10 protein-coding genes are annotated in these 10,995 nt (G+C 68.2%); 6 read left to right on the top strand and 4 right to left on the bottom strand.

Annotated features, from left to right (window positions below):
- Genes DA1_RS26415 through DA1_RS26430 form a run of 4 tightly spaced genes read right to left on the bottom strand, consistent with a single transcriptional unit; the run spans position 1 to position 4,133 of the window.
- Entirely contained in the window at positions 1-1,119 is a 1,119-nt protein-coding gene (locus DA1_RS26415) for a CaiB/BaiF CoA transferase family protein (protein ID WP_034389542.1), read from the bottom strand.
- Positions 1,120-1,140: 21 nt separating this feature from the next.
- On the bottom strand, positions 1,141-2,103 hold the full coding sequence (locus DA1_RS26420) for a Bug family tripartite tricarboxylate transporter substrate binding protein (protein ID WP_034389544.1): 963 nt from the start codon (positions 2,101-2,103) through the stop codon (positions 1,141-1,143).
- Positions 2,104-2,143: 40 nt separating this feature from the next.
- Positions 2,144-2,923, bottom strand: a complete 780-nt coding sequence (locus tag DA1_RS26425; RefSeq protein WP_034389546.1) for an SDR family NAD(P)-dependent oxidoreductase — start codon at positions 2,921-2,923, stop codon at positions 2,144-2,146.
- 22 nt (positions 2,924-2,945) lie between these two features.
- Positions 2,946-4,133 (bottom strand): thiolase family protein, encoded by a 1,188-nt coding sequence (locus tag DA1_RS26430; RefSeq protein WP_034389548.1) that lies wholly within the window; start codon positions 4,131-4,133, stop codon positions 2,946-2,948.
- A gap of 162 nt (positions 4,134-4,295) precedes the next feature.
- On the opposite strand from DA1_RS26430, the gene DA1_RS26435 reads away from it, so the two are divergent.
- The 6 genes from DA1_RS26435 (at position 4,296) to DA1_RS26460 (ending at position 10,979) form a co-directional block, all read left to right on the top strand.
- On the top strand, positions 4,296-5,861 hold the full coding sequence (locus DA1_RS26435; protein ID WP_034389549.1) for an AMP-binding protein: 1,566 nt from the start codon (positions 4,296-4,298) through the stop codon (positions 5,859-5,861).
- A 48-nt stretch (positions 5,862-5,909) separates the two neighbouring features.
- Positions 5,910-7,052 (top strand): acyl-CoA dehydrogenase family protein, encoded by a 1,143-nt coding sequence (locus tag DA1_RS26440; protein ID WP_012202629.1) that lies wholly within the window; start codon positions 5,910-5,912, stop codon positions 7,050-7,052.
- 268 nt (positions 7,053-7,320) lie between these two features.
- Positions 7,321-9,699 carry a type VI secretion system Vgr family protein gene (locus DA1_RS26445; RefSeq protein ID WP_034389550.1) on the top strand — a complete coding sequence of 793 codons (2,379 nt, stop codon included), beginning with the start codon at positions 7,321-7,323 and terminating at the stop codon, positions 9,697-9,699.
- Between the two features lie 15 nt (positions 9,700-9,714).
- On the top strand, positions 9,715-10,056 hold the full coding sequence (locus tag DA1_RS26450) for a PAAR domain-containing protein (RefSeq protein WP_141831033.1): 342 nt from the start codon (positions 9,715-9,717) through the stop codon (positions 10,054-10,056).
- Positions 10,057-10,110: 54 nt separating this feature from the next.
- Entirely contained in the window at positions 10,111-10,671 is a 561-nt protein-coding gene (locus tag DA1_RS26455) for a DUF4123 domain-containing protein (protein ID WP_230590694.1), read from the top strand.
- Positions 10,668-10,979, top strand: a complete 312-nt coding sequence (locus tag DA1_RS26460; RefSeq protein WP_255288205.1) for a hypothetical protein — start codon at positions 10,668-10,670, stop codon at positions 10,977-10,979. Before DA1_RS26455 ends, DA1_RS26460 begins: the two co-directional genes overlap by 4 nt.
- Positions 10,980-10,995 lie beyond the last annotated feature (16 nt).

Below are 10,995 nucleotides of genomic sequence, written 5' to 3' on the forward strand. Positions count from 1 at the left end.
TCAGCGGGCGCTGCGCCAGACTTCCTGCGCGCGGCCTGCGCCCACCTTCTCCAGCACGCTGGCGGTGTCGGAGCCTGCGGCATTCGCAGGACCCGGCGCATAGGCCTGGCCGTCAAAGCGCGGCGCGGGACTGGCCTGCAGGGCGCCGCCTTCGGGCTGCAGATAGACGCCACGCGCCTGAAGGTGCGGGTGGCTGGCGGCTTCCACAGGGCTGAGCACGGCGCCGAAGCAGGCATCGCTGCCTTCCAGCAATTGCTGCCAGTGCGCGCGGGGCCGGGAGGCGAACAGCGTCTGCAGCTGCGCGCGCCGCGCGGGCCAGGCGGCGCGGTCCCACTGCGGGCCCTGGAACGCTGCGGCACCGGCCAGGCCCAGCCTGTCCAGCAGCAGGGCGTGGAACTGCGGCTCGATGGCGCCCACGGTGATGAAGCCGCCATCGGCACAGGCATAGGTTTCGTAGAACGGCGCACTGTCGTGGATGCTGTGGCCGCGCTCGTCGGCCACCAGCCCGCGCTGGCGCGCGTGCAGCATGAGGTTGAGCATGTGCGCCGCACCATCGACGATGGCTGCATCCACCACGGTGCCGCATCCCGTGGCGCGTGCCTGCACGATGCCGGCCAGCAGCCCCGTCATCAGGTACATGGCGCCGCCGCCGATGTCGCCCAGCGTGGCAAACGGCGAGACCGGCCGGGCATCGGCCGGCGCGCATCCCCACAGCGCGCCCGAGACGGCCGCATAGTTGTTGTCGTGGCCGGCAGCCTGGGCCAGCGGGCCGTCCTGGCCCCAGCCCGTCATGCGGCCATAGACCAGGCGCGGGTTGAGGGCCTGGCAGGCCTCGGGTCCCAGGCCCAGGCGCTCCATGGTGCCGGGCCGCATGCCTTCGATCAGCGCATCGGCATCGCGCACCAGGGCGAGCACCAGGTCACGCCCTTCGGGTGACTTGAGATCGGCGAACACCGAGCGCTTGCCGCGCGACAGCGCGGAGGCGCCCGCAGCAGGTCCGGCCTCGGGCCGCACGATGGACACCACATCGGCCCCCAGGTCCGCCAGATGCATGGCGCAGAACGGCCCCGGGCCGATGCCGCCAATCTCCAGCACGCGCACGCTGTCCAGCACCTTCATGGCGTCTCCGTCGAAATCGGTTCAGTCGAGTTGCAGCTGGCGGCTGGTGATCAGCGCGCCCCAGCTCTTGCGGTCGTTGTCCACCAGCTGGGTGAACTGCGCCTGCGGCATGCCGCCGGGGCGGCCGCCGAGCTCGCGGTAGCGGCGCGCCACCTCGGGGTCTCGGAGCACGGCGACAAGGCCGTCGGTGAGCTTGCGCACCACGGCGGGCGGTGTCTGCGCGGGCAGGAAGAAACCCATCCAGCCGACCTTGTCGAAGTCCTGCAGGCCCAGCTCGGTGGTGGTGGGGACGTTGGGCAGCTCGGGCTCGCGCTGCGCGCCCGTCACGGCGATGGGATGCAGCTTGCCCGCCTTGATATGCACCAGCGAGGCCGTGAGGTTGTCGAACATGAACTGCGTCTCTCCCGACACGATGGCCGCCGTCGCCGGTGCCGAGCCGCGGTAGGGCACATGCACCACGTCCACGCCCGTGCGCTCGCGCAGCAGCTCGCCCATGAGGTGCGTGGTCTGGCCCACGCCGGCCGAAGAGAACGACAGCTTGCCCGGCGCCTGCCGCGCGGCCTTGAGCAGATCGTCCAGCGAGCGCACCGGCGATGCCTGCGGCACGACCAGCACGTTGGAAAACGAGATCATGTCCGTCAGCGCCACGAAGTCCTCGGGCCTGTAGGGCAGCTTCTTGTAGGCCGTGTAGTTGATGGCGTTGGAGCCCGTGTTGCCCACCAGCACCGTATAGCCGTCCGGCTGCGCGCGTGCCACCTGGCTGGCACCGATGGAGCCGCCCGCGCCGGGCCTGTTGTCCACGATGACGGGCTGCCCCAGCCGCTCGCCCAGCTTGAGCGCCAGCAGCCGCGCGGGAATGTCGGTGGAGCCCCCGGCCGCGCCCGGCACGACCAGGGTGATGGGCCGCGTGGGCCAGGCGTCGGCTGCAATGGCGGCCGTGGCGCACAGCCAGGCGGTAGCCGCCAGCGTGAGGCGTTTGAACATGGTGTTTCTTCTCCGCGCGTGTGCTGGGCCAGGGCGCTTCTCAGCGAGGACTCATCCGAATGGCACCGTCCAGGCGAATCGTCTCGCCATTGAGCATGGGATTTTCAAGAATGTGCAGCGCGGTCATCGCGTACTCGGACGGGTGGCCCAGGCGTGCGGGGTTGGGCACGGAGGCGGCCAGCGACTGGCGGATGTTGTCGGGCAGCTTGGCCAGGATGGGCGTGTCGAACAGGCCCGGCGCAATGGTGCACACGCGGATCATGCGCGTGGCCAGGTCGCGCGCGGCGACGATGGTCATGCCGATGATGCCGGCCTTGGCCGACGCATAGGGAATCTGGCCGATCTGCCCCTCATAGCCCGCCACCGAGGCCGTGAGCACGCAGGCGCCGCGCTCGCCTTGCACGGGCTCGTTGCGCGCCATGCTGGCGGCGGCCAGGCGCAGCGTGTTGAAGGTGCCGATCAGGTTCACGCGCACGATGCCCGTGTACTTGTCCAGCGAGCCGGGGCTGCCGTCCTTCTCCACCAGCCGCAGCGGCCCGCCCACGCCCGCGCAGTGCACCAGGGCACGGAATTCGCCGAAGTCCTCGGCGGCCGCAATGGCGGCGGTCATCTGGTCGGCGTCGGCCACGTCGGCCTTCACGAAGCGCAGGCGGCTGCCGTGGCGCCGGCGGGCGGCGTCCACCATGGCCGCGCCGCGGTCCTCGTTCAGGTCCACCACCACCACGTTCAGGCCGCGTTCCAGCAGCGCCTGGGCCGATGCCTCGCCCAGGCCCGATACGCCGCCCGTCACCAGGGCCGTCATGTTCTCTTGCAGTTGCATGGATGTGTCTCCGGTGCCTGGCTCACAGGCGTTCGATGATGGTGGCGTTGGCCATGCCGCCGGCCTCGCACATGGATTGCAGGCCATAGCGCGCGCCGCTGTCCTCCAGCGCGTGCAGCATGGTGGTCATCAGGCGGATGCCCGAGGCCCCCAGCGGATGGCCCAGGGCGATGGCGCCGCCGCGCGGGTTCAGCCGCTCGGGGTCGGCGCCCAGTTCCCTCAGCTCTTTCAGCCAGGCCAGGGGCACGGAGGCAAAGGCCTCGTTGATCTCGCAGTGGTCCATCTGCTCCAGCCGCATGCCGGCCTTGGCCAGCACGCGCCGCGTGGCGGGAATGGGGGCCGTGAGCATGTACAGCGGATCGTCGCCCACCACGTCCAGCGCCACGAAGCGCGCACGCGGGCGCAGGCCCAGTTGCTGGGCGCGCTTCTCGCTCATCAGCAGCATGGCGCTGGCGCCGTCGGTCATCTGCGAGGCATTGCCCGCCGTGGTGTGCCAGCGGATCTGCGGAAAGCGCGCCGACAGCTCGTCGTTCTGGAACACGGCCTTGAGCGCGCCCAGCTTCTGCACCGTGGTGCCCGGGCGGATGGTCTCGTCGGCCGTGACGAGGCCGGCAGGCGTGGTGATGCCCACGATCTCGCGCTCGAAGTGCCCGGCCGACTGGGCCGCATGGGCGCGCTGGTGCGATCGCGCGGCATAGGCATCCAGTTCCTCGCGGCCCAGGCCCCAGCGCGCGGCCACGAGGTCGGCCGACACGCCCTGGCCCACCAGCCCCGGCGCGAAGCGCGCATCGAAGCGCGCGCCCGTGGTGTTCTGCCCCATGCGCGAGCTGCCCATGGGCACGCGGCTCATGGACTCCACGCCGCAGGCGATCACCATGTCCTGCGTGCCCGACATGATGGCCTGCACGGCAAAGTGCACCGCCTGCTGGCTGGAGCCGCACTTGCGGTCGATGGTGGTGGACGGCACATGGGCCGGCAGGCCTGCGGCCAGCCAGGCCAGGCGGCCCGGCGTGCCGGCCTGCTCGCCGGCTTGGCTCACGCAGCCGGTGATCACATCGTCCACCGCGCCGGGGTCGATGCGGTTGCGCTGCACGAGCTGCTCCAGCACCTGGCTGAGCAGATCGACGGGGTGGAGCTGGGCCAGGGCGCCATCGGGCTTGGCCCGGGCCATGGGACTGCGGATGGCATCGACGATGACGGGAGTGTTCATGCGGATTTAATGAGACTGGAGGTTCATGAAATGAATGATAAGTCTCGAAATTTGCATTGAACAAAGCGTTTTCCCGGATGAAAAACCGAGCGTAAACAAAAATACTTGCTGAAAACCCGATGAATTCGAGACGTTGGATTCAAAAAAGCAAAGGAGACAGGCGTGCATGACTTTCACAGCTGGGCCGATGCCCGGCCCGACCGCGTTGCGCTGACCATGGGCGACAGCGGCCAGCAGCACACGGCGGGCGCGCTGGCGCAGCGCTCGCGCGAGGTGGCGCAGTGGATGGCCGGGCAGGGCCTGGCGGCCGGCGACACGGTGGCCGTGCTGATGGAAAACCGCGTGGAGATCCTGGAGCTGGTGCTGGCCGCGCGCCTGGCGGGCCTGTACGCGGTGGTCATCAGCACCCATCTGACGGCACCTGAGGTGGCCTACATCCTGGGCGACAGCGGGGCGCGCCATGTCTTTGCCTCCGCCGCCACGGCGGCGCAGCTGCCGGCTGCGCTGGCGGCCACCGTGCATTCGGTGGACGGAGACTGCGCATCCACGGGCCTGCCGTCGCTGGCCGATGCCCTGGCCGCCTGGCGTGCGCAGGCGCCTGCGCCCATCGACCTGTCGGGCCGCCCGCTGGGGCGCGACCTGCTGTACTCCTCCGGCACCACGGGCCGGCCCAAGGGCATCAAGAAGGCGCTGCCGGCGGCGCTCTACCGCACGCAGGCCGATCCCGAATTCCTGGCCTGGCAGCGCAACATGGGCTTTGATGCCGACGCGGTCTACCTCTCGCCCGCGCCGCTGTACCACGCAGCGCCGCTGCGCTACTGCCTGCGCACGCTGGACGGCGGCGGCGCGGTGGTGATCACGGCGCGCTTCGACGCACAGCAGGCGCTGGCGATGATCGAGCGCTACCGCATCACCCACAGCCAATGGGTGCCGACCATGCTGGGCCGCCTGCTGCAGCTGCCCGAGGAGGTGCGGCGCGGCTATGACCTGTCCAGCCACCGCTGCGCCATCCATGCGGCCGCGCCCTGCCCGGTGGCCGTCAAGCAGGCGCTGCTGGACTGGTGGGGCGACATCCTGCTGGAGTACTACGCAGGCTCCGAAGGCTGCGGCATCACCCTGATCAACTCCGCCGAATGGCGCCGGCGCCCAGGCTCCGTGGGCCGCGCCAGCTACGGTCGGCTGCGCATCGTGGGCGACGACGGGCAGGAGCTGCCTGCAGGCCAGATCGGCCGCGTGTTCTTCTCGGACGTGGCGCCCTTCGCCTACCTCAACGACCCCGCCAAGACCCGCGAGGCCATCGACGAGCGAGGCTGGGCCACCTACGGCGACCTGGGCCATGTGGACGAAGAGGGCTACCTCTTCCTCAGCGACCGGCGGGCGGACCTCATCCTGTCGGGCGGCGTCAACCTCTATCCGCAGGAGATAGAGAACGCGCTGGCCACGCACCCGGCCGTGCAGGAGGTGGCCGTGGTCGGCGTGCCCGAGCCCGACTTCGGCGAGCAGCCCATGGCCGTGGTCGTGCTGCGCCAGGGCCATGCGGCCAGTGCCGAGATGGCGCGCGCCATCGTCGCCGAGGCCGGCGCCACGCTTTCGCGCCTCAAGCGCCCGCAGCGCCTGCAGTTCGTGGACGAGCTGCCGCGCCTGCCCACGGGCAAGCTGCTGCGCCGCGTGCTCAAGGACAGGCTGCGCGAGCAGCCCCACGCGGGCTTCAACCTGCGCAGCGCCTGAACGGCCCTTCACCGTCTTTCCTCACCGACAACCACCGGATACCGACCCATGCAAGACCTGACCGAGCGCTCCGTCTACCGCGAAGACCATGAACAGTTCCGCGAGCAGGCCCGCCGCTTCTTCGAGCGCGAGATCGTGCCCCACCATGCCGAATGGGAGCGCCAGGGCATCGTGCCCAAGGAGGTCTGGCGCAAGGCCGGGCGCGAGGGCCTGCTCAACCCCATGCTGCCCGAGCCCTACGGCGGCGGCGGCGACTTCGGCCATGCGGCCGTGCTGCTGGAGGAGATCGCGCGCACGGGCGCCAGCGGGCTGGGCTTTCCGCTGCATTCGGACATCGTCGCACCCTACATCCATGCCTACGGCAGCAAGGCGCAGAAGGACCGCTGGCTGCCGCGCATGGCCGCAGGCGAGCTGATCGGCGCCATCGCCATGACCGAGCCCGGCGCGGGCAGCGACCTGAAATCCGTGCGCACCACGGCGCGGCGCGAGGGCGACCACTACGTGCTCAACGGCCAGAAGACCTTCATCACCAACGGCATCAATTCGGAGCTGGTCATCGTCGTCGCCAAGACCGCGCCCGAGATGGGTGCCAAGGGCGTGTCCCTGATCGTGGTCGAGGACGGCATGCCCGGCTTCTCCAAGGGCCGCAAGCTCGAGAAGATCGGCCTCATGGCGCAGGACACCTCGGAGCTGTTCTTCGACAACGTGCGCGTGCCGGCCGACCACCTGCTGGGCGAGGAGAACGCGGGCTTCAGGTATCTGATGCACGAACTGGCCCAGGAGCGCCTGGTGGTGGCCGTGCGCGCCGCCGCGTCCATCGAGGCCTTTTTGCACAAGACCATTGCCTACACGCGCGAGCGCAAGGCCTTCGGCCAGCCGGTGTTCGACTTCCAGAACACGCGCTTCAAGCTGGCCGAGGCCAAGGCCCAGGCCACCATGCTGCGCGTCTTCGTGGACGACTGCATCGCCCTGCACCTGCGCCGCGCGCTCGCCCCCGACCGCGCCGCCATGGTCAAGCTCAATGCCACGGCGCTGCAAAACCGCCTGCTCGACGAATTCCTGCAACTGCACGGCGGCTACGGCTACATGACCGAATACCAGATCGGCCGCGCCTGGACCGATGCGCGCATAGGGCGCATCTACGGGGGGAGCGACGAGATCATGAAGGAGATCATCGCAAGGACACTGTGAACCCCTGAGCGGCTGCGCGGGCGTGCGGCGCCCTGATCCGGGGGCGGCCAGCCGGGGCGATGTGTGGCGGCAGCACATCATGAAGGCCCTTGCTCCGGCCGCTTGTCCTAGGCTTTTCCCAAGCCCGTTCCGGGTGGGAGAGCCGGCAACTTCCCTTTGGCAATCCTATTTTTCGGCAGAAACTGGAATTTCCATGGGGCGGCTCATTCTTCCATGATCTTTCCATATCGAAAGACCGGGAGGGCGCCCCGACAGGGCGCGAGCACCAATGACACGCCGAGTCACCATCCATACGCCATTGGGCGATGAACTGCATTTCCGTGAATTGCGCGGCCAGGAAAACATCAGCCAGCTCTTCAACCTCGATGTGGAAATGCTCAGCGAAAGCGAAAGCATCGATCCCAAGGCCCTACTGGGCAAAAACGCCACCATAGAAATAGAAACCCAGGGCGGTGGCAGGCGCTTCATCGACGGCATCGTCACCCGCTTTGGCATGCAGGGCCAGGACCACCGCCACTACGCCTACAAGGCGCGCCTGAGCCCCTGGCTGTGGCTGGCCACGCGCAAGAGCGACTTTCGCATCTTCCAGAACCAGACCGTGCCCGACATCATCGAGCAGGTATTGGGCGTCTATGGCCATCCCCTGCAAAAGAAACTCACGCGCGCCTATCGCAGCTGGGACTATTGCGTTCAATACAACGAAAGCGATTGCGACTTTGTCTCGCGATTGATGGAGCACGAAGGCATCTACTACCACTTCGCGCATGCCATGGGAGAACACACCCTGGTGCTGTGCGACGACATCATTGCCTCGCATGGCGCATTGCCAGGCGGCGAATCCATTCCCTTCTATCCCCCCGAAAAAGCCGCTGCAGGCGACCAGGAAAACATCCACGCCTGGCAGCTGGAGCAGGAAATCAAATCGGGCCGCCATTACAGCGACGACTACGACTTCAAGAAGCCCCGGGCCGACCTCACCCACCTGCGGCGCGACCCACCAGGCCATGCGCACGACGGCCATGAAACCTACGAATGGCCGGGCGGCTACACGGAGTACGGCGATGGAGAGGCCTACATCCGCGTGCGCCTGAAGGAAAGCCTCACGGGCCAAAGCCGGGTGCGGGGCCAGTCCTGCCACCGGGCGCTGGCCACGGGCTACACCTTCAGCCTCTGCAACTACCCGCGCGGCGACCAGAACCAGCAGTACCTGATCACCGGCCTGAGCTACCACCTGAAAGAAAACCCTCGCGTCAGCGCGATCACCAGCGTACGTGGCGTCCCATCCGCACCGAGTGCCCGGGACGGCGCCAAGGAAGAAGGCTCCTTCCAGCGCTACGAGTTGCAGGCCCAGCCCACGAGTCTTGCCTACACCCCTGCACGCACCACGCCCAAGCCGCGCACCACCGGCCCGCAGACCGCCGTCGTCGTGGGCCCTGCTGGGCAGGAGATATGGACCGACGAATACGGCCGCATCAAGGTGCAGTTCCACTGGGACCGCCTGGGCAAGAAGGACCAGAACTCCGGCTGCTGGATACGTGTTGCCACCCAATGGGCGGGCACAGGCTTTGGCGTTATCTCCATCCCGCGCATCGGCATGGAAGTCATCGTGGACTTCCTCAATGGCGACCCCGACTACCCCATCGTCACGGGCTGCGTCTACAACGCGGCCAACATGCCGCCCTGGGCGCTGCCTGCCAATGCCACGCAATCGGGCATCAAGACGCGGTCGAGCAAGGGCGGCGCACCGGGCGCGGGCATGAAGAACGGCCCGGGCGACGCCAATGCCATCCGCTTCGAGGACAAGGCCGGGCAAGAACAGCTGTGGCTGCATGCGCAAAAGGACCAGCTCACCGAAGTCGAGAACGACGAGGACAAATGGGTGGGCAACGACCGGCGCAAGACCGTGGACCGGGACGAGACCAACGTCATCCACCGGGACCGCACGGAGACCGTGGGCCGCAACGAGAAGATCGACGTGCACGGCTGGCGCACGGAGGTGGTGGACCTGGACGAGACCCTCACCGTCCACCAGAACCGCACGCGCACGGTGGACCTGGATGAAAGCATCCGCATCTGCAAGAACCGCACGAAAACCGTGGATGCCAATGGGCGCGACAGCATCGGCCGCAACTGGACCTTGGCCACGGGGCGCATGAAATCCGAAACCGTGGGCATCGGCTACACGCAGGGCACGGGCCTGTTCAAGATGGTCACCGTGGGGTGTGCCTACAACCTCAACGTGGGCGCGGTGCTGATGAGCAACGTGGGTGTCCTGCGAAGCGACAGCGTGGGGATGGACTGGAGCCGGACCGTGGGGCGCAATCGCAGCGCGCAGGTTGGCAACGATGAAGGCCTCGTCGTGGGCCACAACCGCAGCAGCACCATCCAGAACAATGACAGCACCGAGGTAGGGCAGGACCAGTCGGTCAACGTCGGCAACGACCACGCGCTGCGGGTGGGCGCCAACAGCCTGCTCGATGCGGGCGGACAGCTGGCCCTGGCGGCGGGCACCACGCTGACGGTCGATGGGCAACAGGTCATCGTCACCGGCACCCAAAGCATCCGGCTGCAGTCGGGGGCGAGCTCCATCGAGATCTCTGCGGCCATGGTCGAGATCAAGTCGCCGCTGGTGAAGATCAACTGCTGAACCCGGGGCACTCGCATGGGACAACCTGCAGCAAGAGTGGGCGACATGCATGCCTGCCCCGCCCACGGGGGCGGGGCCATTCTCTCCGGCCAGGCCAATGTGCTCATCGGCGGCATGCCGGCGGCCAGGGTCACGGACAAGGCGCTGTGCCCCCGTTCACCGCCCGATGCCCTGGCCGAAGGCGAAGCCACGGTACTGATCGGTGGCAGGCCCGCGGCCCGCATGGGGGACAGGACCGTGCACGGCGGCGTGGTCGTCTCGGGCTGCACCACCGTCTGGATCGGTGCGAATGCGGGCCGGTGCCTGGCCGAAGCCGCGCAATCGGGGGCCGCCTTCGTGTCGGCCATGGAGGACTGAATCGCCATGCCGAAGCTCAACCCGCCCGCCCTCTGCCTTCCCGGAGCTCTCCAAATGGCCCGCCGGGCCGTGCTGCAAAAGACTGCGGCGACTTATGACGGCCTGCTCTACGCCGTCGTGGACGCGGCGGCGGATGAGCACCTGCATGACGCCCTCCTGGCCGAGCCGCCGCAGTCCGGCATCACCTGCCTGTATGACGGAATGCCCGCCGCCCGCTATGCGCGCTACGCGCCCTATCTGCTGCGGGTGCATGCAGGCAGCCCCCTGTTCCAGCGCTGGCCGCTGGAGGGCTGGCAGGCGCACTGGGGCATTTTCCTGATCAGCCGGCTGCCGGCCCCTGCGCTCAAGCGCCATCTCAAGCGGTTTCTGCAGGCCAGGGGAGACGGCGGCCAGCGGCTGTGGCTGCGCTTTTACGACCCGCGCGTGCTGCCTCGCCTGCTGGCGCAGTTCGACCCGGCGCATCTGGGGGACTGGTTCCACGGCCACAGCATCCTCGCCTGCCTGGCACCGCATCCCGAGGGGATCTGGGTCGGCTTGGCGCAGCGCAAGTTTCTGGACCACGTCACAGGCCTGGCGCGCCTGGACAACAGGCAATGGGAGGTGTCTTCGCCATGATGGAAATTTCAACCCTGGAAATGCAGCGCACGCTGCGCCGCAACCTGGTGCCCAGCGAGGGAGGGATTGCCGCCATCGTGCGGCAGACCTGCCATCTCAGCGAGCAGGATTGGCCGCATGACAGGCTGCTGGCCCATACCCGGCGAGGCCTTGACCGCGCGGTGGGCTGGGGCCTGTCGACGCCGGACGATGTCATCGGCTTCCTGGCCTTGCGCCACCAGTTTGGCGAGCGCTTCGACGAGTTTCCCCGCCGTGTGCAAGTTTTCTCTCGCGCACCGACCTGCCGTCTGACGGACGCATCCAGCTGATGATGCTTGAACTGCC

The organism is Delftia acidovorans NBRC 14950 (assembly GCF_001598795.1).
GTDB lineage: Bacteria > Pseudomonadota > Gammaproteobacteria > Burkholderiales > Burkholderiaceae_C > Comamonas > Comamonas acidovorans.

Bases quoted from the DNA above. Each gene is read 5' to 3' on its own strand.
- DA1_RS26415 (WP_034389542.1), bottom strand. From the start codon at position 1,119: ATGAAGGTGCTGGACAGCGTGCGCGTGCTGGAGATTGGCGGCATCGGC.
- DA1_RS26420 (WP_034389544.1), bottom strand. From the start codon at position 2,103: ATGTTCAAACGCCTCACGCTGGCGGCTACCGCCTGGCTGTGCGCCACG.
- DA1_RS26425 (WP_034389546.1), bottom strand. From the start codon at position 2,923: ATGCAACTGCAAGAGAACATGACGGCCCTGGTGACGGGCGGCGTATCG.
- DA1_RS26430 (WP_034389548.1), bottom strand. From the start codon at position 4,133: ATGAACACTCCCGTCATCGTCGATGCCATCCGCAGTCCCATGGCCCGG.
- DA1_RS26440 (WP_012202629.1), top strand. From the start codon at position 5,910: ATGCAAGACCTGACCGAGCGCTCCGTCTACCGCGAAGACCATGAACAG.
- DA1_RS26445 (WP_034389550.1), top strand. From the start codon at position 7,321: ATGACACGCCGAGTCACCATCCATACGCCATTGGGCGATGAACTGCAT.
- DA1_RS26450 (WP_141831033.1), top strand. From the start codon at position 9,715: ATGGGACAACCTGCAGCAAGAGTGGGCGACATGCATGCCTGCCCCGCC.
- DA1_RS26455 (WP_230590694.1), top strand. From the start codon at position 10,111: ATGGCCCGCCGGGCCGTGCTGCAAAAGACTGCGGCGACTTATGACGGC.
- DA1_RS26460 (WP_255288205.1), top strand. From the start codon at position 10,668: ATGATGGAAATTTCAACCCTGGAAATGCAGCGCACGCTGCGCCGCAAC.